This window comes from Streptomyces sp. NPDC058239, from assembly GCF_042882185.1.
Lineage (GTDB): Bacteria > Actinomycetota > Actinomycetes > Streptomycetales > Streptomycetaceae > Streptomyces.
Genome location: NZ_JBHVWS010000009.1, coordinates 133,578 through 157,578, shown reverse-complemented (window position 1 = coordinate 157,578; position 24,001 = coordinate 133,578). Strand labels below are relative to the sequence as shown.

The window sequence follows — 24,001 nt, the reverse complement described above, 5'->3', positions numbered from 1 at the left end:
GGTCTTTTACTATTTTTACCCATGGCACCAGCAGCTATAAATACATACCGACGTGGGGGTGGGGGGGGCGCGCGCCCCCGCCCCCCCCGCCTCCCCCGGACGCGGCCTCGTCAGCCGGGGCGCGGTCAGCGGTGCTCCGGGTTGGGACAGTCCGAGCGGCAGCCCGCATCCCACGCGGAGCGCTGGTTGCCGTGGGCCGGGATGCCGTTCGCACGCCTCAGCATCGTGGCGAGATGCATCAGGTTCCAGGCCATGAAAGAGGTGTTGCGGTTGGTGAAGTCGTTCTCCGGACCGCCCGACCCCGGGTCCAGATACGACGGGCCGGGCCCCGCTTCACCGCTCCACCCCGCATCGGCCTGCGGAGGGATCGTGTAGCCGAGGTGCTGGAGGCTGTAGAGCAGATTCATTGCGCAGTGCTTGACCCCGTCCTCGTTCCCGGTGATCAGACAGCCGCCCACCCGGCCGTAATACGCGTACTGGCCCTTGTCGTTGAGGATGCTGGAACAGGCGTAGAGGCGCTCGACGACTCGTTTCATCACCGAGCTGTTGTCCCCCAGCCAGATCGGCCCGCACAGCACCAGGATGTCGGCGGCCATCACCTTCTCGTACAGCTCCGGCCAGGCGTCCGTCTGCCGGCCGTGCTCCCTCATGTCCGGCCAGACGCCGGTCGCGATGTCGTGGTCGACGGCCCGGACCACCTCGGTGGTGACGCCGTGCTCCTCCATGATCGCGCGGCTGTGGTCGATCAGTCCCTGTGTATTGCTGATCTCCGGGGAGCGCTTGAGCGTGCAGTTGAGGTACAGGGCGCGCAGATCGTCGAAGCGGTAGGTGTCATCGGTGCGGCCGGGCGACGACATGCGGGGGCTCCTCGGTATGTATACAGGGAAGGGGCGTTGAACCCCGGTCTACCGTCATGTGCGGCCGTACCGGGCGGTAGGCGCGGCGGGTGCCCCCCATACGCAGCAAGTCCGGCTCCCGGTCATCCGGCGGATGCGCTCGGAGCTCCGCTCGTGCCTGCCGCCGGCGTTTCATTGCGGGTCGCCGCCCAGACGAGGAGCGCGAGTGTGCTGATCGCGGCGCCGAGAACGCACACCGCACCCCATCCGGCCATCGCGTATACGGTCGTCGAGGCGAGGGCGCCCGCAGCGCTGCCGACCGAGTAGAAGACCATGTAACCGCCGATCAGACGGCTGCCCGCGTCGGGACGGACCGCGTAGATCAGGCTCTGACTGGTGACATGGACGGCCTGCACGGCGAGGTCGAGGACGACCGCGCCGATCGCCAGTGCCCACAGCGACTGCCGGGTGAGGGAGAGGGGGAGCCACGACACGGTGAGCAGGGCCAGCGCGACGCCGGTTGTCCACCCGGCGAGACCGCGGTCGTGCAGGCGCCCGGCCGGAGCGGCCGCGAGTGCGCCCGCCGCCCCCGCGAGCCCGAACGCTCCGATCGCCGTGTGCGACAGCGACAGCGGGGGTTCGCTCAGCGGCAGCGCGACGCAGCTCCACAGGGTGCTGAACGCGGCGAAGATCAGCAGGGCGAGCAGAGCTCGGACACGGAGTACGCGTTCCTCGGCGAACAGGACGAGCGTCGAACGCAGCAGCTGCATGTATCGCATGGAGGTGGGCGGTGTGGCGCGTCGTGGCAGCACACGATGCAGGGACAGGGTGAGCGCGAGGGTCAGTGCCGCCGATGTGAGGTAGACCGTTCGCCAGCCCGCCAGGTCGGCCAGTGCACCGGAGACCGTGCGGGCCAGCAGGATTCCGATGACGATTCCGCTGGTGACCAGGCCGACCGCGCGGCCGCGTCGGTCCGGGGCGGACAGCGATGCGGCGAAGGCCACGAGGGTCTGCGTCACCACGGCGAGAAAGCCCACCGCGGCCAGGGCGGTCAGCAGGATCGGTGCGGTGGCCGCGGTCCCGGTCGCGATGAGTGCCGTCGCCAGCAGTACCAGCTGGGTCACGACGAGGCGCCGCCGGTCGACCAGATCGCCCAGGGGCACGAGCAGGAACAGCCCGAGGCCGTACCCGATCTGGGTGAGGGTGACGACGATACCGACGGTCGCCGCACTGATCCGGAAGTCCTGGCTCAGGGTGACCAGTAGGGGTTGCGCGAAGTAGACATTGGCCACCGCCACGCCGGACGCGACCGCGAACAGCAGTGTCGTGCGTCCGGACAGGGAGGGAGCCGGTGCCACCCCGTTCACGTTCGCGGATCTCATCGTTCTCTCGCTGCCGGCCACGTGGCACCCCTCGATCATGTTGGTTGCATGTTGCTACCAGGCTGACCGTAATCGCACCTGGTAGCATGTTGCAACCGATAATGTGAGGAAGGACGGCATGGTCAAGCGGACACGCTTCGACGAGAGCGACTGCCCGGTGGCTCGTTCGGTGGACGCGATCGGCGACTGGTGGTCGCTCCTGATCGTCCGCGACGCGTTCGACGGCAGTCGCCGCTTCGGGGAGTTCCAGCGCAGCCTGGGCGTGGCGAAGAACATCCTCGCGTCGCGCCTGCGCGACCTGGTCGCGGGCGGCATCCTCGACATGGCGCCGGCGGCCGACGGCAGCGCTTACCACGAGTATGTGCTGACGTCCAAGGGCAGGGATCTCTTCCCGGTCATCGTCGCGCTGCGGCAGTGGGGTGAGGGCCATTTCTTCGATCCCGGCGAACCGCACTCGGAGATGGTCGACCTGCGGCACGGCCGTCCGCCCCTGGCGCTGGAGGTCCACTCGGCCGACGGGCGGCAGCTCGGACCGGACGACATCACGGTGAAGAAGGTCGAACGCCCCGCGGCCTCGGCAGCAGCGTCCGAATAGACCGACGCGGCGCACGGCCCGGAGGTGCCGCCACCTCCCCGACCGTCCGCGTCACGCGCGTACGCCCCCACACGGCCCCCGGACAGTCGATCAGGACGCGCGTCCGCCCGCCTTCCCGCGCTCCAATGGACGGGTGACCGCGCCTCCCGACGACTGCCTCGCGCGCAATGAGTGGCTCTGCGGTGCCTACCTGACCAGCCGTCGCGAGATTCTCTGGGACGCGGTCGTCCAGCACCTGCAGCTCACCGCTGTCTCCGTACTCCTCGGACTGGTCCTCGCCGTTCCGCTCGCCCTCGCGGCGCGTCGCCGGCGTTGGGCGGCCGGTCCGGTCCTCGGTGTGACGACCATCCTCTACACCGTGCCGTCGCTCGCCATGTTCTCGCTGCTGCTGCCGGTGTACGGACTCTCCGCCTCGCTCGTCGTCGCAGGACTCGTCCTGTACTCGCTCACCCTCCTCGTGAGGAACATCCTCGCCGGACTGCGCGCCGTGCCCGTGGAGACCAGGCAGGCCGCACGTGGCATGGGGTACGGCCCCGTGCGTCTGCTCGTCGCTGTGGAGCTTCCCCTGGCCCTGCCCGCCGCCATGGCCGGACTGCGTATCGCGACCGTCTCCGCGGTCTCCCTGGTCACGGTCGGTGCGATCGTCGGCTACGGCGGCCTCGGCAACCTCATCTACTCCGGGATGAACACGTACTTCAAGGCCCAGGTGCTCACCGCTTCCGTCCTCTGCGTCGTCATCGCCGTCGCCGCCGATGTGCTGCTTCTTCTCGCGCAACGAATCCTGACCCCGTGGACCCGGAGGCGGTCGTGAACACCCTCGCCGCCGCCTGGTCCTGGCTCACGACCCCGGCGCACTGGTCCGGTGACGGCGGCATCTGGCACCGTCTGGGCCAGCATCTGTTCCTCACCGTCGTCTGCCTGCTCATCAGCTGTCTGATCGCCCTGCCCATCGCCCTGGTCCTCGGCCATCTCGGCAAGGGCGGCGCGCTCGCCGTCAACATCTCCAACATCGGCCGGGCCGTCCCCACCTTCGCCGTGCTGGTGCTGCTGCTCCTCACCCCGATCGGCGGGCACGGCGAGTGGCCGACCATCATCGCCCTCGTCCTCTTTGCCGTACCGCCGCTGCTCACCAACGCCTACGTCGGCATGCGAGAGGTCGACCGCGATGTCGTACGGGCGGCCACGGGAATGGGCATGACGGGCAGACAGCTGATGCTGGGAGTGGAGGTGCCGCTCGCCCTGCCCCTGATTCTCACCGGCGTACGGATCGCCGCCGTCCAGCTCGTCGCCACCGCCACCCTCGCGGCGCTGGCGGGCGGCGGGGGACTCGGCCGCATCATCACCGCGGGCTTCAACCTCGCCTCCACCGCGCAGGTGGTCGCCGGGGCGGTGCTCGTAGCCGTCTTCGCTCTGATCGTCGAAGGGCTCTTCGAAGCGGCACAACGCCTGGCCCCCGACCGGTTCAGCGGCGAGGAACCAGGATGAGGCCGCGAAGGGCCCTCCCCGTGCTCCTCGCGCTCCTGCTGTCGGCGAGCGCCTGCACCACCGGGCCCTCCCTGGAGAACCAGGGCGAACTCACCGCACCGCCGGGGGACAGCAAACACCTCACCATCGGCTCCGCGGGCTTCACCGAGAGCGATCTGCTCGCCCAGATGTACGCGTTGCTGCTCGACCGGGCCGGCTACTCCACGAAGATCATCTCCGTCACCAACCGTGAGATCTACGAACCGGCGCTGGAGAGCGGCCAGATCGACGTCGTACCGGAGTACGCGGCCACCTTCGCGGACTGGCTGAACGCCAAGAAGAACGGTGCCGACGCAGCCCCCGTCGGCTCGCCCGGCCTCGCCGCCACGATGAAGGCCCTGCGCGCCCTCGCCGCACCCCGTGGCCTCACCGTCCTCGACCCCGGACGCGCCGTCGACCAGAACGCCTTCGCGGTCGCCGCCCCGTACGCGGCGAAACACCACCTGAAGACCCTCAGTGACCTCGGCAGATCCGGACTGCCCGTGCGTCTGGCCGCCGGTGACGAATGCGTACAACGCCCCTACTGCGCACCCGGGCTGAAGAAGAAGTACGGCATCCGCATCACGGCCGTGGACCCCAAGGGTGTCGGCACCACCCAGGCCAAACAGGCCGTCCAGAACGGTCAGGACCAGATGGTCCTCACCACCACGACCGACGCCACCCTCGACGACTTCGGCCTCGTCCTGCTCGCCGACGACAAGCACCTGCAGAACGCCGACTACCTCGTCCCCGTCGTCAACCGGTCACGGGCGGGCGGTGAAGGCGTACGCCGGGCGCTGGGCAAGCTCAACACCGTACTGACGACCGCCGACCTGGCCCGGCTCAACGAGCATGTCGACAGCTGGCGACGGCTGCCCGAGGACGTGGCACGCACCTACCTGGAGTCCAGGAACCTCATCCCGCGCGGATAGGGTCCTTCTTCCGGATCAGGCCGTCAGCCTCCCGGGCAGCCAGCCCAGCTGCGCGGCCTCCTGGAACGGCCCACCGCCCTCGTGATCGTTGAAGTCGTACACCTCGATGGCCTTGTCCTGGTGGGCGTACGCATTGAAGGCGGCGAAGACGGTCGAGGGCGGGCAGGTCATGTCCTCCAGAGCCGTCGAGAACAGCGCCGGTGCACGCCCGCGTGCGGCGAAGTGCACCCCGTCGAAGTAGGACAGAGTGGCCCTCGCCTGTTCGGCCCGGCCCCGGTGCGTCTTGAGGTAGCTGCCCACCTCGCGGTACGGGTTGCGGTCGGTGACGGTGAGCGCGCGGGGAAAGTCGCACAGGAACGGGACGTCCGGCGCGATCGCCGTGAGGTCGGGTATCAGCCCGCCGACGGCGAGCGTGATGCCGCCGCCCTGGCTCACACCGACGGCCGCGGTACGCGCCGCATCGGTCAGCGGATGCGAGCGCGCCGCCTCCACCGCACGCACCGCGTCGGTGAACACGCGCCGGTAGTAGAACGCGTGCGGGTCCTCGATGCCCCGGGTCATGAAACCGGGATACGAGGGCGCGCTGCCCACCGGGTCGGGGGTGTCGCCGACGAGCCAGCCGCTGCCCTGGCCCCGGGTGTCCATCACGAAGTGGGCGAAACCGGCCGACGCCCAGAGCAGATGGGTGTGGGCCAGGCCCCGCCCGCCGCCGTAGCCGATGAACTCCACGACCACCGGCAGCGGTTCGGTGGTGCCCGCCGGGAGGACGAACCAGCCCTTGACCGGGTGACCGCCGAAGCCCGCGAACGACACGTCGTACACGTCGACGGTGCTCAGCCCCGTGCCCGTACGCAGCTCGAACCGGGCGTCGAGGTCGTGGGACCTGGCCTCGTCGAGGGTCTTGGACCAGAACGCGTCGAAGTCCTCCGGCTCCACCGAACGGCTGCGATAGTCGCGCAGTTCGTCGAGGGGCAGATCGAACAGGGACATGCGGAACCGCCTTCTTCGCAGGAGTGAGTGATCACCCGTGGGGATGGTCGATCACACCGTACGGGTGCTGGCGGCGCGCGGAGGAGGGTGCCCTCGCGCCGGGAAGAAGTTGTGTCCGAACGCTTGACGGGCACCGGACCGGCCCGCACAGTACTCGTTAATGCGCATTACTAATACGCATTACCTGATCTGAGGAGCCATGGTGGAGGAACCCAGGAAGCGGGCCAGGCCCGGCCGTTCACCCGCACCGGCAGGTCGCACGGCCCGCCCGCGCCAGGCCGAGGTCGCACGGCTCGCCGGGGTCTCACAGGCCACGGTCTCGCTCGTGCTCGCGGACAAGAAGCAGGGCGCCACGATCTCGGAGGAGACCCGGCAGAAGGTTCTGGAGGCGGCCCGCAGCCTCGGTTATGTCCCCGACCCGGCAGCCCGCAGACTCGCGGCGGCGCGCAACAACCTGCTGGGGGTCTTCAGCTTCACCGCGACGTTCCCGACCGATGTGCAGCACTCGTACTACCCGTTCCTGGTGGGCGTGGAGCGCGAGGCCGCGGAACGCGGTTACGACTTGGTGCTGTTCACCGGTTCGAGCACCGGCGGCGCGGGGGCCGCCGGGCCCGACGCGCTGAGCCGGGTCCGCCTCGCCGACGGCTGTCTGTTCCTGGGCCGGCACGCGCCGGCCCAGGAGCTGCGGCGGCTGGTCGCCGACGGCTTCCCGGTGGTCCATCTCGGCCGCCGGGACGAACTGGAGGGCCTGGCCTGGGTCGGTGCCGATTACGTGAGCGCCGGCCGCGAGGTCGTCGCCCGCCTCGCCGCACTGGGGCACCGGCGGATGCTGCTGATCCGCGAGGACGACGAGGCACCCGCCTCCACCGACCGTGAACACGGCTTCCTCAAGGGGCTGGAGGCGGCCGGGCTCCCCGGCGGCCCCGAGACGGTCTTCCGTTCCGCCGACCCGGAACGAGACCTCACCCCCGAACGCCTGCGGGACTGGCTCGCCGAGGGCGTCACCGCGCTCGTCGCCGAGGAGACCGACACCGGAGCCGCCTGGCGTGCCCTGAGCCGCGCCGTCGCCGAAGCCGGGATCGATTGCCCGCGCGACGCCTCGCTGGCGCTCCTCGGCAGCCCGCCCGCCGACCTCGCGGACGGCCCCGAACCCACCGGCTTCGACATCCCCCGCACCCAACTCGGCGCGGCGGCCGTACGGATGCTCGCCGCGCTGGTCGCGGGGGAGGAGGCCACCGAACCCCTGGTGGCCTGCGCGTTCCGGCCCGGAGCCACCGCCGGACCACCGCCCTCGGCCCACCAGAGCTGACCGACCGCACCACCTGTACGTACAGCACAAGGAGACCTGTGATAACCGAACCGGACATCCTCATCGTGGGCGCCGGACTCGGCGGCGTCGCCGCCGCGCTCGCCGCCTGCCGCGCCGGACGCACCGTCGTCCTCACCGAGGAGACCGACTGGATCGGTGGCCAGCTCACCTCCCAGGCCGTCCCACCGGACGAGCACCCGTGGGTGGAGCAGTTCGGCACCACCGCCTCGTACCGGCGACTGCGCGAAGGCATCCGGGCGTACTACCGCCAGTGGTACCCGATGCGCTCCGAAGCCCTCGCCCTCACCGACCTCAACCCGGGCGCCGGCCGGGTCAGCAAACTCTGCCATGAACCACGCATCGCGCTCACCGTGCTGGAGGCGATGCTCGCCCCGCACCGGGCGGCGGGCCGGCTCACGCTGCTCACCGAGCACCGGGCCGTGACGGCGGAGGCGGACAACGATGTCATCCGGGCGGTGACCCTGGAGAATCTCCGGACCGGCGACCGCACCACCATCACCGCCCGCTACGTCATCGACGCCACCGAGACCGGCGAACTCCTCGAACTGGGCGGCGTCGAGCACGCCATCGGCGCCGAGGCGCAGAGCGAGTTCGACGAACCGCACGCCCCCGAACAGGCCCAGCCGCTCAACCAGCAGGGCATCACCGTCTGCTTCGCGCTCTCCCACCACGAGGGCGAGAACCACACCATCGACCGCCCCGCCGACTACGGGTTCTGGAGCTCCTACCGCCCCGACTTCTGGCCCGGCCCCCTCCTCGGCTTCCAGGCGCCCGACCCCCGCTCCCTGGAATCGGTACCGCGCACCTTCGTCCCCAACCCGGACATCGACCCGCTCGCCGTCAGCGCCGACCAGAGCGCGGACGCGGGCGACAAGGAACTGTGGGGCTTCCGCCGCATCCTCGCCGGCGGGATGCACCGCCCCGGCGCCTTCGACTCCGACATCACGCTGGTCAACTGGCCGCTCAACGACTACTGGCTCAAGCCGCTCGTCGGCGCCGGTGAAGAGGTGTCCGTCCAAGCGGTCGCCGAGGCACGGCAGTTGTCGCTCTCGCTCCTGTACTGGCTGCAGACCGAGGCTCCGCGTCAGGACGGCGGCACCGGCTTCCCCGGACTGCGGCTCCGCCCCGACATCACCGGCAGCGACGACGGCCTCGCCAAGGCCCCGTACGTACGCGAGTCCCGCCGGATCAAGGCCGTCACCACCGTCACCGAGCACGACGTGGCGATCGACCTCGTCGGTCCGCACGGCGGGACACGCCACCGGGACGCGGTCGGAGTCGGCAGCTACCGCATCGATCTGCACCCCTCCACCGGAGGCGACAACTACATCGACATCGGCTCGGTGCCGTTCGAGATCCCGCTCGGCGCCCTCGTGCCGCGCCGCGTCCGCAATCTGCTGCCGGCGGGCAAGAACATCGGCACCACTCACATCACGAACGGCTGCTACCGGCTCCACCCGGTCGAGTGGAACATCGGCGAGGTCGCCGGTGCGCTGGCCGCCCACTGTCTCGCCGAAGGCGTCGAACCGGAGCAGGTCCGGTCCGAGGACAAGCGGTACGAGGCGTTCGCGCGGCTGCTCGACCGCGACGGGGTCCAGCGCCACTGGCCCGACGTACGCGGCTACTGACCGCCGGCCCCGAACCGGTGAAACGCCGGGTGGGACAGCTCCACCTGTCCCACCCGGCCCGCCCGCGCATCAACCCACTCGCACAAGGAGGTGCCCAGCCATGACCACCCACCGCATCCGCGTCGGCATCGACGTGGGCGGAACCTTCACCGATGCCGTGGCCGTAGACGCCACGACCCTCGAACTGCTGGGGCAGGTGAAGGTACCCACCAGCCACCACCACGAGGACGGGGTCGCCCACGGCATCGTCGAAGCGCTCGACCGGCTGCTTGTGCAGACCGGCCGCGCCGCCGAGGACGTCGCCTTCCTGGCGCACGGCACGACACAGGCTACCAACGCCCTGCTGGAGGGCGATGTCGCCACCGTCGGACTGATCGGCATCGGAGCGGGTCCCGGCGGTGCGCTCACGCGCCGCCTTGCCTCGCTCGGCAGGCTCGAACTCACCCCGGGCAAGAGGCTCCCGCTCTCCTACGCACATGTGGCCGACCCCGCCGACCCGGACGAGGTGCGGCGGGCCGTCGACGCCGTCACGCGTGACGGCGCCCAAGTCCTCGTCGCCAGCGAGCCGTTCAGCGTCGACCGCCCGGAGGGCGAGCAGGCGGTCCTCGATACGGCCCGCCCGCACGGCCTCCCGATGACGGCCGCGCACGAGATCACGTCTCTGTACGGACTCGCCAAACGGACCCGTACCGCCGTGGTCAACGCCGCGATCCTGCCGCGCATGCTCGCCACCGCCGACCTCGTCGACGCCTCGATCACCAAGGCCGGGGTGAGCGCACCTCTGATGGTGATGCGCTGCGACGGCGGTGTGATGTCGCTCGACGAGATGCGCAGACGCCCGCTGCTGACCGTGCTCTCCGGACCTGCCGCGGGGGTGGCGGGTGCGCTGATGCAGGAACGGATCAGCGAGGGCCTGTTCCTGGAGACCGGGGGCACCTCCACCGACATCAGTGTCGTCCGCCGCGGCAAGGTCGCCGTCCGGCACGCCACCATCCTCGGCAAGGCGTCGTACCTCTCCGCGCTCGATGTGCGGACCGTGGGGGTCGGCGGCGGCTCCATGGTCCGGATCGGCGGCGGCAAGGTGATCGGAGCCGGGCCGCGCAGCGCGCACATCGCCGGTCTGCCGTACGCCTGCTTCGCCACCCTCGACGAGCTGCGCGACGCGCGCATCACCACCGTCCGGCCGATGGAGGGCGACCCCGACGACTACGCCGTCATCGACGCGGCAGGCGGCAGATACGCGATCACGATGACCTGTGCGGCCAACGCGCTGGGCCGGGTACCCGAGGGCGACTTCGCCCGCTGCGACCAGGACGTGGCCCGTGCCGCCCTGGCCCCGCTGGCCGCCGTACTCTCCACCGACGTCGCGGCGGCAGCCGCCCGGCTCCTCGACGCAGGTGCCGAACAGGTCAGGGCCGTGACCGACGCGATGATCCGCGACTACCGGCTCGACAAGGACACCGCGGTACTGGTCGGAGGAGGCGGAGGCGCCGCATCCGTCACCCCCCATCTCGCCTCCGTCACCGGCCAGGAGGGCCGGATCGCCCGGCACAGCGAGGTCATCAGTCCCATCGGGGTCGCCCTCGCCCTGGTCCGTGAGCAGATCGAGCGGATCATCCCGGGCGCCGGCCAGGAACAGATCCTCGCCGTCCGCGCCGAGGCCGAGGCAGCCGTCGTGGCGCAGGGCGCCGCGGCGGACGGGGTGGAGGTCGAGGTGACCGTGGACCCGCAGACCAGCACCGTACGGGCGGTGGCCACCGGCGCCACCGAACTGCGCACCCAGGACCGCGCACACCGCGCCGACGAGGACGAACGGCTGCACGCCGCGGCGGCCAGCCTCAAAGCCGATCCGTCGACCGTGAGAGTCCTGGCCAGGACCCCCGCCCACACGGTCTACGGCACCGAGATCCGCCGCCGGTTCCGCACGGCCCGGCACCCGGTGCGGGTCGTCGACGCCGACGGTGTCGTCCGGCTGCACGCCCCCGACGCCCTGGTGGAGACCACCACCGTGGGAAGCGCCCCCGAGACCCTGGCCCGGCTGGTCGCCGACGCCACCTCGTACGGCGACGGCGGTGTCCGCGCGCCCGCCCTGCGCCTGCTGCTCGGTTCCCGCATCGCCGACCTCTCCGGCGTCCTGGACCCGCAGCCGCTGCTCGCCCTTGCCCGCAGCGAACTCGGCACCCGTTCGGCGGACGAGTCCGTCGTCGCGGTCGTGGAGGTACGGACATGAGCGCGCTCATCGACCTCTCCGCCACGGACGACATCGAGTTCGGCGTACAACTCCTGGCCGGCACACCCACACACGAAGGCCGCGACCGCGACCTGCTGCGCCACTGGGCCACCGTGGCAACGGAGTTCGGCGCCCGGCTCACTCCTGTCCCGTCCCGCGCCCGCGTCGTCGAACGCGACGGCGGACTGGAGCACGGCCTCCTCGCCCGCTACACCTCACGCCCCGCGACCGTCGAGCTGTACACCGACACGCTCGCCCGCGCCGAAGCTCTGATCGACGAGCGCGGCTGGCGCCACTGGTACCCGGCGGGCTCGGTGCGCGGCGCAGCCCTCGCGCACGAGGCCGTCCATGAACAGCTCCATCACGGCCCGGCGAAGACGGAGCTGAAACGCGCGCTCGGCCATGTCCTGCTGCACGCCGGACGCAGGCGGCTGTACGGCCATGTCGCCGGGGCCGAGGAGATCGCCGCACACGCCTACGCCCGTACCGCCTGTGGACTCGGCCGCAGCCCGCTGCTGCTGACCGCCGCGCTCGCCGCAGTCGGCGGCCTCACCACCACTGCCCCGCACGGAAGAGAGAAGTAACGCCATGGGCGTCGTCATCCTCCTCGTCATGGCGGCCGGTGTCGCCGCGATGCTCACCCGGAAACTCCCCACGGCCTTCGCGCTCGTCGTCCTGGCCGTCGTCATCGCCTTCGTCGCGGGCGCCCCGCTCACCGGCAAGAACAGCGTCCTCGACACGGTCCTCCAGGAGGGCGCACCGGCTCTCGCCGCCACCATGATCGCCATCCTGCTCGGCTCCTGGCTCGGCAAGCTGCTCGACGAGACGGGCATCGCGGGCACCCTCGTCCGCAAGATCGTCGAATTCGGCGGTGACCGCCCGGTCGTGGTGGCCCTCGGCGTCCTCGCCGTGTCCACCCTCGTCGGTACGGTGACAGGCTCCGCGCCCGCAGCGATGCTTGCCGGAATCATCGGCATCCCCGCGATGATCGCCGTCGGCATCCCCAAGGTCACCGCGGCCAGCACGATCCTCATGGGCATCGCGGCGGGAATGCCGTTCGAGCTCCCGGTCTGGCAGTTCTTCTCCACCGCGCTCGAACTGCCCGTCCCCACCGTCCGGGGCTTCATGGTCAAGCTGTTCCCGTTCGCACTGGCCGCCGCGGTCCTCTTCGTCCTCATCGAGTCCCGCCGCCGCGGTGTCGAACATGCCTGGTCCGCCAAGTCCCTCGCAGCCAAGCCGCGTTCCGGCCGGCGCGCCCGGCTCGGCGACGCCCCCTGGTACGCGCTGCTCACCCCGGTCGTGCCCCTGATCCTGGCCCTCGGTCTGGAAGTGGCCATCATTCCCTCGCTGCTCGCGGGCGTGCTGTACTGCCTGGTCACCACCACCCGGCCGCGCGAGATGAACAAGCGGCTGCTGCGCACCCTCTACGGAGGCTTCGAGGTCGCCGCCGCACCGATCGCCCTGTTCATCGCCATCGGCATCCTGCTCGCAGCCGTGAAACTGCCCGGAGCGATCGACGCGCTCGAACCCCTCGTCAAGGCGGTCAGCCCGCAGAACGCCGTGCTGTTCGTGCTCGTCTTCACCGTCCTCGTACCACTGTGCCTCTACCGCGGCCCGCTCAATGTCTTCGGCCTCGGCGCGGGCATCGCCGGTGTCCTGATCGCCGCGGGCATCTACCCCGCCACCGCGGTGCTGGGCCTCGCCACCTCGTACAACCAGGTGTTCGGCGTCGCCGACCCCACGAGCACCCAGACGGTGTGGAGCGCGCAGTACGCGGGCGTCACGCCACAGCAGGTGATGGTCCGCACGCTGCCGTACGTCTGGGCCGTCGCCCTCGGCGGCTTCTGCGTGACCGCCGCCACCTACCTCTGACACGTTCACCACTCCTGGAACGGAGTTCACCCATGAACGAACCGCAGATCCACCCCGAGAGCGATCCGCAGATGGGCCGACGCCTCTTCCTGCGCTCGGCCGCAGCCGCCGGTACGGTCCTCGCCGTCGGCGTCACCACGACCGGCACCGCGGCCGCCGCGCCCGCGGGCTTCCCCGACTACCGGTACGTCAAGACGCTGCTGGAGCCCTCGCAGCTGAAGTACAACCCCACCGGTGAGATCATCTTTCCCTGCATCAGGGGAGCGGCGGGCCGGGTGCCGGCGCCGCTGGGCCGGTACTACCTCTACTACGCACCGCACGACGCCCCCGGTGGCATCTGCCTCGCCTACGGCGACAACATCGAGGGCCCCTTCACCGAGTACCCCGCCAACCCGATCGTGGCCGACGAATGGCAGCCGCACTACAAGGTCAGCCATGTCTCGTCGCCACACGTCCTGTGGAACGAGGGCGCGCAGGAGATGTGGCTCTACTTCCACGGCGAGAACACCACGACCCGCCTCGCCCGCTCGAAGGACGGCATCCACTTCACGTACGACAAGGTGGTGCTGACCACGGCGATGCTCCCGGCCGGGACGACGGAGACGTCGTACGCCCGGGTCTTCCGGCACGATCTGCCCTCGCGCGGCGCCCGCTACGTGATGCTGTTCATGCTGAACAACACCTCCAATCACCGCGACATCCACTGGGGCTGGTCCGCCGACGGCCGCGACTGGACGTTCGACCAGAAACCACTGGTCAGCCACGCCGACGTCGGTGCCGTGAATGTCGGGGGCCCGCATCTGCTCACCCGGAACGGCAGCGCGTACGTCGTCTACAACACCGACAAGGAGAGCGGCGGCAACCTCCTGATCACCGAGGTCGGAAACGACTTCTCCCGCCGCGACCACCTGGGCCTCTTCCACGACTCGCTCTCCGGCGCGCCGGACAACGGGCGCAGCGCGGCGCCGAGTTTCGGTACGCAGGACGGGGCGGCGTACATGGTCTACGAGGCGGGCGAGCGGCTCCAGGGGGCCATTGCGGTGGCCAGAGCGGTTTAGACCGGCTCAGGGCCTGCCCGGCGGAGCGGGGTCGGGCGGGCCCCATCCGCCATCCGGCCCGCGGGCGTGGCGAAAACACGTTGCCCGCAGGCCGGAGGCCTGCGACGCTCCCTCTCATGCCTGACAACGATTCAAGCGGTTCGCACCAGGTCGCGGCGCTCTTCTCGCACGGCCGTCTGACGGCGATCCCCCGTAAGACGGCACGCCGTGAGCAGTTGCTGGTCCACCTCACCGAGACGCTCTTCGAGCGGAACCGGACCTACACCGAACGTGAGGTCAACGAGGCACTGCTCACGGTGCACGAGGACTGCTCGGCGCTGCGCCGCTACCTGGTCGTCGCCGGTCTGCTGGTCCGCCCCAAGGACGGCAGCAGCTACCGGCGCGGGCGGTAGGGCGAGTCCTGACCGGCGCGTGGCGTGCGACACACAGCCCGCGCCCTAAGCGTCCGCCACCGAGTCGAACTGCACCTCGCCGCGGCCCACTCCCTGCGCATCGGCGTCCACCGAGCGGCGCAGCGCCTCGTGGAGTCCGGCCGGAGTCAGCACGCCGAGGAGCCGTGACCCGTCCAGTACCGCGACCCACCCGGCGTCGTGCTGGAGCATCTCGCTGAACGCCTGCTTCAGCGGCGCACCGACCGGCACCCAGGCGTCCATCCGGCGGGCCAGCTCGCCGACCGTGGCGTGTTCCCCGGCGATCCGCAGCGCGGCCGCCGGCACCCAGCCGTGCAGGTCGCCCTCGCTGTTCAGCACCACCGCCCAGCGGGCACCCGCACTGTTCAGGCGGGCCGCCGCCGACCTCACCGGCTCGTTCAGCCGGGCGACCGGCGGCTCCTCCAGATCGTCCGGCTCGATCGTGGTGACCGAAAGGCGCTTCAGACCCCGGTCGGCGCCCACGAACCGCGCCACATACGAGGTCGCGGGAGACCCGAGCACCGCCGCCGGGCTGTCGAACTGCTCGATGCGCCCCGCCCCGTAGACCGCGATCCGGTCACCCATCCGGACCGCTTCCTCGATGTCATGGGTGACCATCAGGACCGTCTTCCTGACCGTCGCCTGAAGACTCAGGAATTCGTCCTGCAGCCGCTCACGCACCACCGGGTCGACCGCGCCGAACGGCTCGTCCATCAGCAGCACCGGCGGGTCGGCGGCCAACGCCCTCGCCACGCCGACCCGTTGACGCTGCCCTCCGGAGAGCTGGGCGGGGTAGCGGGAGCCGTACGTCTTCGGGTCGAGGCCCACCAGATCCAGCAGCTCGGCCGCCCGCTCGCGGGCCCTCGCCCGCTTCCAGCCGACCAGCGAGGGGACCGTCGCGGTGTTGTCGAGGATCGTACGGTGCGGGAAGAGGCCGACCTGCTGGATGACATAGCCGATCCGGCGGCGCAGTTTCACCGGATCGACGCGGGAGATGTCCTCGCCGTCGACCAGGATCCGGCCCGACGACGGCTCGATCAGCCGGTTCACCATCATCATCGTGGTGGTCTTGCCGCAGCCGGACGGTCCGACCAGGGTGACGAGTTCCCCCTCGGCGACCTCGAAGGAAAGGCCGTCGACCGCGTTCGTACCGTCCGGATAGACCTTGCCGACCTGCTCGAACCGGATCATGCCTGCACGGTAGGAGGCCCCCGGGCGTGCCGCACACGGGCCGCGACTGTCCGTGTCACGGCCATGTGCTGAACTGTCCGTGGAACATCTGATTCAGGAGCACCTTGTGAGCAGCTACCGGCACCCCGGCATCGTCTTCACCGACCGCTATTTCACGGTCCCGCTCGACCACACCGATCCGGGCGGTGAGCAGATCGAGGTCTTCGGCAGGGAGGCCGTGGCGAGCGGCAAGGACGGCGAAGAGCTGCCCTGGCTGGTCTATCTGGAGGGTGGCCCCGGCTTCGGCGCCCGGCGCTTCATCGGCACGGAGGCATGGCTGGGGCGGGCCGTGCAGGAGTTCCGTGTGCTGCTCCTCGACCAGCGCGGCACCGGCCTTTCCACCCCGGCCAACCGGCAGACCCTGCCGCTGCGCGGCGGCCCGCGCGAGCAGGCCGACTATCTCGCCCACTTCCGCTCCGACAACATCGTGCGCGACTGCGAACTGATCCGCCCGCAGCTGACCGGCGGCGAACCGTGGACGGTACTCGGCCAGTCCTTCGGCGGCTTCTGCGCCGTCCGCTATCTGTCGGCCGCTCCAGAAGGGCTCAAGGCCGTCCTCATCACCGGGGGACTGCCCTCGCTCGACGCGCACGCCGACGACGTCTACCGGGCCGCCTACCCGCGGATCGAGCGCAAGGTCGCCGCCCACTACGCCCGCTACCCGCAGGATGTCGAGCGCGCCCGGGAGATCACCGCGCACCTCGCCGAGCACCGCCCGGAAAGCGCGGGACACCGTCTGACACCCGAGGGGTTCCAGTCCCTCGGCATCATGCTGGGCGGCGGCAACGGCAGCCACCAGCTGCACTACCTGCTGGAGAACGCCTTCGTCCGGACACCGCTCGGCACCGAACTCTCCGACACCTTCCAGGAAGCGTTGCGCACGGCCAACTCGTTCGCCGGACATCCGCTGTACGCGCTGATGCATGAGTCGATCTACGGTCAGGGCGAACAGCCCACCGGCTGGGCCGCCGAGCGGGTCCGTGCCGAATTCCCCCGGTTCGACGCGGCCACGGCGCTCAAGGGCGACGGACCGGTGCTCTTCACCGGTGAGAGCATCCACCCCTGGCACTTCGAGGTGGACCCGGCGCTGCGCCCGCTGCGCGAGACGGCCGAGCTGCTGGCCTCCCGTACCGACTGGGCGCCGCTGTACGACACCGAGCGGCTGGCCGCCAACGAGGTGCCGGTCGCCGCAGCCGTCTACCACGACGACATGTATGTCGACACCGGGCACGCGCTGAGCACGGCGGAGTCGATCCGCGGTCTGCGTACCTGGGTGACCAACGAGTTCGAGCACGACGGGCTGCGTGCGGGAGGACCGCGCGTACTGGACCGGCTGCTTGCCCTGGTCCGGGAGGACGTCTGATCCGTTCCCGCAACGGGAGGAGCCGGTCGCGCGGGTGCGTGACCGGCTCCTTCCGCTACGGAGGGCTCTTACCGTACGGGGGGCTCGTCCCGTTGCGGGGCGGCTCAGCTCTGGAGGGCATCCAGCGTCGCGTCCAGGTTCGCGGCCGAGTGCGGGGCCCGGTTGTGCGGAAGCTTCGACAGGGCCGCCGCCATGCCGCACGTGTTGGTCACGGCGGAGAAGACGAGCCCGGAGCCGACGCCGGCGGAGATCCAGCGCGCGGCCGGGAAGCGCATCCCGGCGAGCAGGCCGGCCACCACGAGCGAACCGGCGGCGAGCCGGACCTGACGCTCCATCGGCCAGGTTGCCCGGGTGCCGGCGGGACGGTCGAGGTCGCGGCCCTCGCCCTCCCAGGCCGAGGTGCCGCCGGACAGGGTCACGGCGTCGATGTCGGCCGCTGCGAGAATGTCGCAGGCCCGGGTGGAGCGGACGCCGGAGGCGCACACCACGAGAAGCGATCCGCGGGCCGCGGCGGACTTCAGCGCGGGCACGGCCTCGTGGAGGCGGTCCAGCGGGATGTTCAGAGCACCGGGAACGTGCCCGGAGGCGTACTCGCCGGGGGCCCGCACATCGATGACGGTGAACTCCGCGAGACGGGCCGCGGCCTGGGCGGGGGAGAGGGAGACGGGGCTGGTCACGAGCAGTGTTTCCTTTCGTTCACCGGGGCTGAGGAGGGACTCGGTCCTTCCTTCCCCATTCAGGTTAGAATACCCCTCGGGGTATCAGGAGGAGGGTGTTGTGGAACTCGACATGGCGGCCGACGAACTGAAGTCGGTCCTCAACCGGCTTCGCCGCGCACAGGGCCAGCTCGCCGGGATCATCAGGATGATCGAGGAGGGCCGGGACTGCGAGGACGTCATCACACAGATAGCGGCCGTTTCCCGGGCGCTCGACCGGGCCGGTTTCGCGATCATCGCGACGGGCCTGCAGCACTGCATGGCCGATGGCGGCAGTGAGCCCGCGGACCGCGACCGGATGCGGGCGCGACTGGAGAAACTCTTTCTCTCGCTGGCCTGAGCCAGAAGGCGCGGGGGCTGGTGGCCGGGGGTGATGCCGTGGCTCACACCACGGCGTCGACGAGCATGAACACGGCCACGGCCAGCAGTACCGCGCCGAAGATCCGTTGCAACGCGGCTGTGGAAACCCTCGCGGCCAGGCGCTGCCCGTCCCAGGCCCCGAGCACCGCCGCCGCCGTGAACGGGGCGATCGCCGCCCAGTCCAGTGCGGTGGGCGTGGCGAGGCGGGTGGCCAGGGCGGCCGTGGAGTTCACCGTGATGACCAGCAGGCTGGTACCGACCGCCGCGGTCATCGGGACGGCCAGCACGGTGACCAGGGCGGGCACCGCGAGAAACCCGCCGCCCACGCCGAGAAAACCGGTCACGGCACCGAGCCCGGCGCCCGTCCGCGCGGCCCGCCCGGCGGGCACGGGGTCCTGTGACGCGGGCTCGGACCGGGGGCGGAGCATCCGTACCGCGGCGAACGCCGCGAGCCCGGCGAACGCCGCAGTGAGCACCCCGGACGGAATCCGCACCGACAGCGCCCCGGCGACCGCGGCCGGAACGATTCCGGCTGCCGCGAAGAGCCCTCCCGTACGCCAGCGGACCTTGCCTTCCCTGGCATGGGCGACCAGCCCGGTGAGGGACGTGATGACGACGATGAGCAAGCCGGCGGTGGTGGCGGCGGCCGGGGTGAAGCCGAGCAGATAGATCAGCGCGGGGACGGCGAGAACGCTTCCGCCGCCGCCCAGCCCGCCGAGCGCCAGACCCACCACCGCCCCGGCGGCCGACGCCAGGATCAGCGTGGTCATGCGACGGCGCCCGCAGCTCCGTGCCGGTCGCGCACAGGCAGGCCCGCGGCGGCCCAGGCGATCATGCCGCCCACGACGTCGACGGCCTGTGAGCCACCGTCGGCGAGGATCCGGGCCGCCTGCCGGGACCGGTTGCCGGAGCGACAGATCACCACCACCGGACGGCCCGTCGCCGAGTCCGGCAGCGATGCGCCCTCGGCGAGCCGGCTCAGCGGCAGATGGATCGCACCCGGCGCGTGCCCGGCGTACCACTCGGACGATTCACGCACATCCAGCAGAACCGCCGCACCTTCGGCGGTCCGCCGGGCGGCCTCGGCCGGGGTGACGCGGCCGGGGCCGCGATGGAAGAAGGACATCAGGGAAGACAAGGAAAACACTCCTCGGGCGCGGCGTAGGGACGTCGTGCGGTCAGACCGCGGAAGCCGGGGAAGCGGTGGAAGCAGGGACGGTCAGGCTCAGACCGGCCTGTACCGCCGCACCGAAACCGTCGTCGACGGCCACCACATCCCGTCCTGCCGCATCCAGCAGTGACGCCGCGATCGCCGCCCGCATCCCGCCCGCGCAGTGCACCCACACGACGCCCGGCGGCACTTCGTCCAGTCGCCTGGGCAATTCGTGGACGGGAATGTGCACCGCCCCCGTGACGGCACCGCCGCTGTGCTCGGCGTCCCTGCGCACATCGAGAACCACCAAGTCCTCGCCGCGCGCCCGGGCGGCCGCCAGACCCGCGAAGTCGGACCTGCGGAACGACCGCAGCTCTGCCGGCTCGCGTACCCAGTCCTCGGGACCGCCGGTGGCCGCGGCCACCGGCCGGCCCATACCGACACGGGACAGCTCCCGCTGCGCATGCGCGACATCGGCGACCGTGCCCGCCAGCAGGGTGACCGGCTTCCCCCAAGGGATCAGCCAGGCCAGATACGTCGCGAGCTGTCCCTCGCCCTCGAAGTTGAACGATCCGGCGACATGCCCCTCGGCGAACGCCACCCGGCTGCGCAGATCCACCACCCACTCGCCCGCGGCCAGCCGCCGGGAGATCTCCGCGGCATCGGCCGCGCCGGGCGGGGTCAGATCGATCGGATCGGGGCCCGCCGCATTGGCCGGCCCCATGTGCGCGTAGTAGGCGGGTACGTCGTCCAGACCGGCGAGCAGTTCGGCGACAAAGGTGTCCACGTCCTTGATCAGCGCGTCGTTCCGCTTCCGCTCGTCGCCGACGGTCGTGGCTGCGCCCGCGGACTGGGAGGAGGAACAGAAGCTGCCGAAGCCATGCGTCGGCAGAACGGGGACGGCGTCTTCCAGCTCATCGGCGAGCCGGTGCACGGAGGCATGCTGGGCGCGGGCCAGTTCGGCGGTGAGCCGCGGCTCCACCAGATCGGGCCGGCCCACACTGCCGATCAGCAGCGAGCCGCCGGTGAAGGCGGCGACGGCGCGACCGTTCTCCTCCAGCACATAGGACGTGTGGTGCGGGGTGTGCCCGGGAGTGGCGAGCGCGCGCAGGGTGAGCCCGTCGTCGACCGGTGCCGTGTCACCGTCGGCCACCGGCACCCGGCTGAAGGAGACCTCCGCGGCTGCGGGCACCAGATACCGCGCCCCGGTGACGCGCGCCAGGTCCAGGCCACCGGTCACATAGTCGTTGTGCAGATGCGTCTCCACCACCAGGGCGATCCGCACACCGCGCCGGGCGGCCGCGGTGATGACCCGGTCGATGTCGCGCGGCGGATCCACGACCACGGCGGCCCGCTTACCGCCCGCCAGATAACTGCGGTTGCCGAGGCCCGCTGTCTCCATGGTGTCGACGAAGAACACGACACGGCTCCTTCCGTTCGGTTTACCCAGGGGGGTATCTGTCGTTCAGAGTAACATTGATACCCCAGGGGGTATTTCGACTGAGCGTGAGACGTGGGTGGCACTGACAAAACCCCAGGTCCACGTGTTGATGTTGTCCAGACCATTGACATGCAGGCGACACGATGTTGAATTCGGTGTTGTTGTGTTGTGCGACTCCGGTGACTTGAGTGATCAATGGAGGACCAGTGACGCCTCGCCCACCCCGTCTCACCGCGCTAGGCGCGGCGGCGACCCTGCTCGCCGGCGGTCTGCTGACCGCCGTGCCGCCCGCCCAGGCAGCCGACAGCACCCGCACCACCACCCCGGCAAAGGCCGCGGCGGGTCGGCGGACCCCTGCCATCACGCCGACCCCGCAGTCCGTGAAGAGCCGATCCGACCGGATCACCATCAGCCCCACCGTCACCCTGGTGGCGGGCGCGACTTTTGACGAGCCATCCCTCGAGGTGGTGGAGACCGCGCTGCGCCGGGCCGGTGCACAGCGCGTCGTACGCAGCGACAGACCCGGCAGGAGCGGGCTGACCGTCCATGTCGGTGACTCCGCCGCGCTCGCCGCCCAGCACCTCGACGGCCCGTCCGCGCTGCCCGCCGACGGCTATGTCCTCGGTATCGGCGCCGGTCGCATCGTCCTCGCCGGCAAGGACACCACCGGCACGTACTACGCCGCGCAGACCCTGCGTCAGGTCCTGCCGCGGGCGAAGCATCCGGGTGCCGAGGTCGCCGGACTCGCGGTACGCGACTGGCCCGGCACCGCACTGCGCGGCGTCATCGAGGGCTTCTACGGCACCCCGTGGTCGCACGAGGCCAGGCTCGACCAGCTCGACTACTACGGCGAGCACAAGATGAACATCTACGTGTACTCGCCCAAGGACGACCCGTATCTCCGCGCGAAGTGGCGCGACGCCTACCCCGCCGACCGGTTGGCCCAGATCAAGGAGCTCACCGACCGGGCCGTCCAGCGGCATGTGGAGTTCACATATGCGCTCTCGCCCGGCCTCTCCGTCTGTTACAGCTCGGACGCCGATGCCAAGGCGCTGGTCGACAAGTTCCAGACGATCTGGGACATCGGTGTACGGACCTTCGCCGTGCCGCTCGACGACATCAGCTACACCAACTGGAACTGCGCCGAGGACAAGGCGAAGTGGGGGACCGGCGGCGGTGCGGCAGGCGCGGCGCAGGCCTATCTGCTCAACCGGGTCAACAAGGAGTTCATCTCCACCCACCCGGGCGCCCAGCCGCTCCAGATGGTCCCCACCGAGTACTACGACGTCTCCGCTTCGCCGTACAAGAAGGCGCTGTCCGAGCAGCTCGACCCCGATGTCCTCGTCGAATGGACCGGTGTCGGTGTCGTCGCGCCGACCATGACCGTCGCACAGGCCGACGCCGCCCGCACGGTCTTCAACCACCCGATCCTGACGTGGGACAACTACCCGGTCAACGACTATGCGACCAACCGGCTGCTGCTCGGCCCGTTCAACGGACGGGAGAAGGGCCTGCCCGGCAAGCTGGCCGGGATCACCGCCAACCCGATGATCCAGCCGTACGCCTCGAAGATCGCGCTCCATACCGTTTCCGACTACGCCTGGAACGACGCCGCGTACGACCCCCGGGCCTCATGGGGCGAGGGACTGAAGGAGTACGCGGGCGGCGACCCCCGCACCGAGAAGGCGCTGCGGGCCTTCGCCGACGTCAACTACAGCTCGGCACTCAACAAGGACCAGGCCCCCGAACTGGCGGCGGAGTTCGCCGGGTACTGGAAGTCCGGTGACGCCGCCCGGCTTTCCTCGGTGCTCGGAGCGCTCGGCTCCGCGCCCGACCGGTTGCGCAGCAGCCTCCCGGACCGCGGCTTCATCGCCGACTCCGGCCCCTGGCTGGATGCGACCGAGTCCTGGGCGACCGCCGCCCGCACCGCCCTGCGCATGGTCGAGGCGGCCCGAGCCGGAAAGGGGGCGCAGGCCTGGGAGCTCCGGCAGCAGCTGCCCGCACAGGTCACCGCGGCGAAGTCCTTCACATACACCGGCCTCGACGGCCGCAAGGTGCCGGTCGCCGTCGGCGACGGGGTGCTGGACCGGTTCATCGACGCGGCGAACGCCGAGCACGACCGGATCCTCGGGGTGAGCGGGCGGCCCTCGGCATCGACCAGCCTGGGCACGTACCAGAGCAACACGCTCGCGCGGATGCTGGACGGCGACGACTCCACCTACTTCTGGAGCGACGGCGCCCCCGCCGCAGGTGACCAGATCACCGTGGACCTGGGCCGGGCGCGGGACATCGGCGGCATCACCCTCGCCATGGCAAAGCCGGGCAGTACCGACGACTACCTCCATGAAGGGGTGCTCGAGTACTCGGCCGACGGGCAGAGCTGGCAGCAGCTCACCGCCTTCTCCGGGAAGCCGGAGGTCACCGCGGCCGTGCCCGCCGGAACCAAGGCCCGCTATGTGCGGGCACGGGCGACCGCGGGCCAGGACAACTGGCTCGTCGTAAGGGAGTTCGGCGTCGTGACCGAGGACGGGGCAGTGACCGGCGGACCGCCCGCCGCGACCGGATCCTCGCTGCGGGCGGCGTCCGACGGAGACCCCGGCACCGTCTACCGGGCGGCACGCGCTCCGGAGGCCGGGGAGTCGCTGGAGGTGGGGCTCGTCGCCGCGCGTCCCGTGCGGTCCGTCACCGTCCTGCAGCCGGCCGGGTCGGCGGGCCGAGCCGACATCCAGCTGCGGGGCACCGACGGAACATGGCAGACCGTCGGCGCGCTCGTCGGCCCGTACACCGAGGTACCCACCGCGGGCCGTACGGCCGACGCGGTACGCCTGGTCTGGAGCGCGGGGTCGGCGGCGCCGCAGATCGCCGAAGTGGTGGTGGCCGGCCGGGACTGAGGCCTGACGGGCGGAGTGCGGGCGGGATTGCGCCGTCCACCTCCCCGGTCGGGCCCGTGGACCCGTCCCACGCCAGGTCCG

22 protein-coding genes are annotated in these 24,001 nt (G+C 70.8%); 14 read left to right on the top strand and 8 right to left on the bottom strand.

Features of this window, described 5'->3' with window-relative positions; genetic code table 11:
• Positions 1 to 125: 125 nt before the first annotated feature.
• Together ACFVYE_RS13845 and ACFVYE_RS13840 are read right to left on the bottom strand one after the other, a co-directional pair.
• Positions 126 to 857, bottom strand: a complete 732-nt coding sequence (locus ACFVYE_RS13845; protein ID WP_383977283.1) for a flavodoxin family protein — start codon at positions 855 to 857, stop codon at positions 126 to 128.
• Between the two features lie 122 nt (positions 858 to 979).
• Positions 980 to 2,218 carry an MFS transporter gene (locus ACFVYE_RS13840; RefSeq protein WP_383977286.1) on the bottom strand — a complete coding sequence of 413 codons (1,239 nt, stop codon included), beginning with the start codon at positions 2,216 to 2,218 and terminating at the stop codon, positions 980 to 982.
• A 118-nt stretch (positions 2,219 to 2,336) separates the two neighbouring features.
• Between ACFVYE_RS13840 and ACFVYE_RS13835 the strand changes: the two genes are divergently transcribed.
• From ACFVYE_RS13835 to ACFVYE_RS13820, 4 genes are all read left to right on the top strand, one after another.
• On the top strand, positions 2,337 to 2,813 hold the full coding sequence (locus tag ACFVYE_RS13835) for a winged helix-turn-helix transcriptional regulator (RefSeq protein ID WP_383977289.1): 477 nt from the start codon (positions 2,337 to 2,339) through the stop codon (positions 2,811 to 2,813).
• A gap of 133 nt (positions 2,814 to 2,946) precedes the next feature.
• Complete coding sequence (locus ACFVYE_RS13830; protein WP_383977292.1) at positions 2,947 to 3,624, top strand: ABC transporter permease; 678 nt, start codon at positions 2,947 to 2,949, stop codon at positions 3,622 to 3,624.
• On the top strand, positions 3,621 to 4,298 hold the full coding sequence (locus tag ACFVYE_RS13825; protein WP_383977305.1) for an ABC transporter permease: 678 nt from the start codon (positions 3,621 to 3,623) through the stop codon (positions 4,296 to 4,298). The genes ACFVYE_RS13830 and ACFVYE_RS13825 overlap by 4 nt, the downstream gene beginning before the upstream one ends.
• Complete coding sequence (locus tag ACFVYE_RS13820) at positions 4,295 to 5,248, top strand: ABC transporter substrate-binding protein (RefSeq protein ID WP_389605597.1); 954 nt, start codon at positions 4,295 to 4,297, stop codon at positions 5,246 to 5,248. The genes ACFVYE_RS13825 and ACFVYE_RS13820 overlap by 4 nt, the downstream gene beginning before the upstream one ends.
• 15 nt (positions 5,249 to 5,263) lie before the next feature.
• On the opposite strand, the gene ACFVYE_RS13815 is transcribed toward ACFVYE_RS13820, so the two are convergent.
• The gene (locus tag ACFVYE_RS13815) at positions 5,264 to 6,238 is read right to left on the bottom strand and encodes an acetylxylan esterase (RefSeq protein ID WP_383977296.1); all 975 of its coding nucleotides are present in this window, start codon (positions 6,236 to 6,238) and stop codon (positions 5,264 to 5,266) included.
• Positions 6,239 to 6,437: 199 nt separating this feature from the next.
• On the opposite strand from ACFVYE_RS13815, the gene ACFVYE_RS13810 reads away from it, so the two are divergent.
• From ACFVYE_RS13810 to ACFVYE_RS13780, 7 genes are all read left to right on the top strand, one after another.
• The gene (locus ACFVYE_RS13810; protein ID WP_383977299.1) at positions 6,438 to 7,547 is read left to right on the top strand and encodes a LacI family DNA-binding transcriptional regulator; all 1,110 of its coding nucleotides are present in this window, start codon (positions 6,438 to 6,440) and stop codon (positions 7,545 to 7,547) included.
• A 38-nt stretch (positions 7,548 to 7,585) separates the two neighbouring features.
• On the top strand, positions 7,586 to 9,196 hold the full coding sequence (locus tag ACFVYE_RS13805; protein WP_389605594.1) for an FAD-dependent oxidoreductase: 1,611 nt from the start codon (positions 7,586 to 7,588) through the stop codon (positions 9,194 to 9,196).
• 100 nt (positions 9,197 to 9,296) lie between these two features.
• Positions 9,297 to 11,426, top strand: coding sequence for a hydantoinase/oxoprolinase family protein (locus ACFVYE_RS13800; protein ID WP_389605592.1), 2,130 nt, complete (start codon positions 9,297 to 9,299; stop codon positions 11,424 to 11,426).
• Positions 11,423 to 12,010: a hypothetical protein gene (locus tag ACFVYE_RS13795; protein ID WP_383975771.1), complete on the top strand. Its 588-nt coding sequence runs from the start codon at positions 11,423 to 11,425 to the stop codon at positions 12,008 to 12,010. The genes ACFVYE_RS13800 and ACFVYE_RS13795 overlap by 4 nt, the downstream gene beginning before the upstream one ends.
• A 4-nt stretch (positions 12,011 to 12,014) precedes the next feature.
• Positions 12,015 to 13,298, top strand: a complete 1,284-nt coding sequence (locus ACFVYE_RS13790) for a transporter (RefSeq protein WP_389605590.1) — start codon at positions 12,015 to 12,017, stop codon at positions 13,296 to 13,298.
• A gap of 32 nt (positions 13,299 to 13,330) precedes the next feature.
• The gene (locus tag ACFVYE_RS13785) at positions 13,331 to 14,356 is read left to right on the top strand and encodes a hypothetical protein (protein ID WP_383975775.1); all 1,026 of its coding nucleotides are present in this window, start codon (positions 13,331 to 13,333) and stop codon (positions 14,354 to 14,356) included.
• 116 nt (positions 14,357 to 14,472) lie between these two features.
• Entirely contained in the window at positions 14,473 to 14,748 is a 276-nt protein-coding gene (locus tag ACFVYE_RS13780) for a DUF2087 domain-containing protein (RefSeq protein ID WP_383975777.1), read from the top strand.
• 45 nt (positions 14,749 to 14,793) lie between these two features.
• Here the strand turns inward: ACFVYE_RS13780 and ACFVYE_RS13775 are convergent, their stop codons facing one another.
• Entirely contained in the window at positions 14,794 to 15,957 is a 1,164-nt protein-coding gene (locus ACFVYE_RS13775) for an ABC transporter ATP-binding protein (protein WP_383975779.1), read from the bottom strand.
• 106 nt (positions 15,958 to 16,063) lie between these two features.
• On the opposite strand from ACFVYE_RS13775, the gene ACFVYE_RS13770 reads away from it, so the two are divergent.
• Positions 16,064 to 17,359 (top strand): alpha/beta fold hydrolase, encoded by a 1,296-nt coding sequence (locus ACFVYE_RS13770; RefSeq protein WP_383975781.1) that lies wholly within the window; start codon positions 16,064 to 16,066, stop codon positions 17,357 to 17,359.
• 104 nt (positions 17,360 to 17,463) lie between these two features.
• Here the strand turns inward: ACFVYE_RS13770 and ACFVYE_RS13765 are convergent, their stop codons facing one another.
• On the bottom strand, positions 17,464 to 18,036 hold the full coding sequence (locus ACFVYE_RS13765; protein ID WP_383975783.1) for a rhodanese-like domain-containing protein: 573 nt from the start codon (positions 18,034 to 18,036) through the stop codon (positions 17,464 to 17,466).
• Positions 18,037 to 18,136: 100 nt separating this feature from the next.
• Here ACFVYE_RS13765 and ACFVYE_RS13760 point away from each other — a divergent pair, with 100 nt between their 5' ends.
• Positions 18,137 to 18,415 (top strand): metal-sensitive transcriptional regulator, encoded by a 279-nt coding sequence (locus ACFVYE_RS13760; protein ID WP_389605586.1) that lies wholly within the window; start codon positions 18,137 to 18,139, stop codon positions 18,413 to 18,415.
• A gap of 43 nt (positions 18,416 to 18,458) precedes the next feature.
• Here the strand turns inward: ACFVYE_RS13760 and ACFVYE_RS13755 are convergent, their stop codons facing one another.
• The 3 genes from ACFVYE_RS13755 to ACFVYE_RS13745 are packed head-to-tail and all read right to left on the bottom strand — an operon-like array spanning position 18,459 to position 21,008.
• Positions 18,459 to 19,205, bottom strand: coding sequence for a sulfite exporter TauE/SafE family protein (locus tag ACFVYE_RS13755; RefSeq protein ID WP_389605584.1), 747 nt, complete (start codon positions 19,203 to 19,205; stop codon positions 18,459 to 18,461).
• The gene (locus ACFVYE_RS13750) at positions 19,202 to 19,561 is read right to left on the bottom strand and encodes a rhodanese-like domain-containing protein (RefSeq protein ID WP_383975791.1); all 360 of its coding nucleotides are present in this window, start codon (positions 19,559 to 19,561) and stop codon (positions 19,202 to 19,204) included. The genes ACFVYE_RS13755 and ACFVYE_RS13750 overlap by 4 nt, the downstream gene beginning before the upstream one ends.
• A gap of 52 nt (positions 19,562 to 19,613) precedes the next feature.
• Complete coding sequence (locus ACFVYE_RS13745) at positions 19,614 to 21,008, bottom strand: rhodanese-like domain-containing protein (RefSeq protein WP_389605582.1); 1,395 nt, start codon at positions 21,006 to 21,008, stop codon at positions 19,614 to 19,616.
• 227 nt (positions 21,009 to 21,235) lie between these two features.
• Here ACFVYE_RS13745 and ACFVYE_RS13740 point away from each other — a divergent pair, with 227 nt between their 5' ends.
• A complete protein-coding gene (locus ACFVYE_RS13740; RefSeq protein ID WP_389605580.1) occupies positions 21,236 to 23,920 on the top strand; it encodes a beta-N-acetylglucosaminidase domain-containing protein in 2,685 nt (894 codons plus the stop codon).
• The last annotated feature ends 81 nt before the right edge of the window (positions 23,921 to 24,001 follow it).

What these genes read in the sequence shown, in the direction of transcription:
- ACFVYE_RS13845 (WP_383977283.1), bottom strand. Translation starts at nt 857, where the DNA reads ATGTCGTCGCCCGGCCGCACCGATGACACCTACCGCTTCGACGATCTG.
- ACFVYE_RS13840 (WP_383977286.1), bottom strand. Translation starts at nt 2,218, where the DNA reads ATGAGATCCGCGAACGTGAACGGGGTGGCACCGGCTCCCTCCCTGTCC.
- ACFVYE_RS13835 (WP_383977289.1), top strand. Translation starts at nt 2,337, where the DNA reads ATGGTCAAGCGGACACGCTTCGACGAGAGCGACTGCCCGGTGGCTCGT.
- ACFVYE_RS13820 (WP_389605597.1), top strand. Translation starts at nt 4,295, where the DNA reads ATGAGGCCGCGAAGGGCCCTCCCCGTGCTCCTCGCGCTCCTGCTGTCG.
- ACFVYE_RS13815 (WP_383977296.1), bottom strand. Translation starts at nt 6,238, where the DNA reads ATGTCCCTGTTCGATCTGCCCCTCGACGAACTGCGCGACTATCGCAGC.
- ACFVYE_RS13810 (WP_383977299.1), top strand. Translation starts at nt 6,438, where the DNA reads ATGGTGGAGGAACCCAGGAAGCGGGCCAGGCCCGGCCGTTCACCCGCA.
- ACFVYE_RS13800 (WP_389605592.1), top strand. Translation starts at nt 9,297, where the DNA reads ATGACCACCCACCGCATCCGCGTCGGCATCGACGTGGGCGGAACCTTC.
- ACFVYE_RS13795 (WP_383975771.1), top strand. Translation starts at nt 11,423, where the DNA reads ATGAGCGCGCTCATCGACCTCTCCGCCACGGACGACATCGAGTTCGGC.
- ACFVYE_RS13790 (WP_389605590.1), top strand. Translation starts at nt 12,015, where the DNA reads ATGGGCGTCGTCATCCTCCTCGTCATGGCGGCCGGTGTCGCCGCGATG.
- ACFVYE_RS13785 (WP_383975775.1), top strand. Translation starts at nt 13,331, where the DNA reads ATGAACGAACCGCAGATCCACCCCGAGAGCGATCCGCAGATGGGCCGA.
- ACFVYE_RS13780 (WP_383975777.1), top strand. Translation starts at nt 14,473, where the DNA reads ATGCCTGACAACGATTCAAGCGGTTCGCACCAGGTCGCGGCGCTCTTC.
- ACFVYE_RS13775 (WP_383975779.1), bottom strand. Translation starts at nt 15,957, where the DNA reads ATGATCCGGTTCGAGCAGGTCGGCAAGGTCTATCCGGACGGTACGAAC.
- ACFVYE_RS13755 (WP_389605584.1), bottom strand. Translation starts at nt 19,205, where the DNA reads ATGACCACGCTGATCCTGGCGTCGGCCGCCGGGGCGGTGGTGGGTCTG.
- ACFVYE_RS13750 (WP_383975791.1), bottom strand. Translation starts at nt 19,561, where the DNA reads ATGTCCTTCTTCCATCGCGGCCCCGGCCGCGTCACCCCGGCCGAGGCC.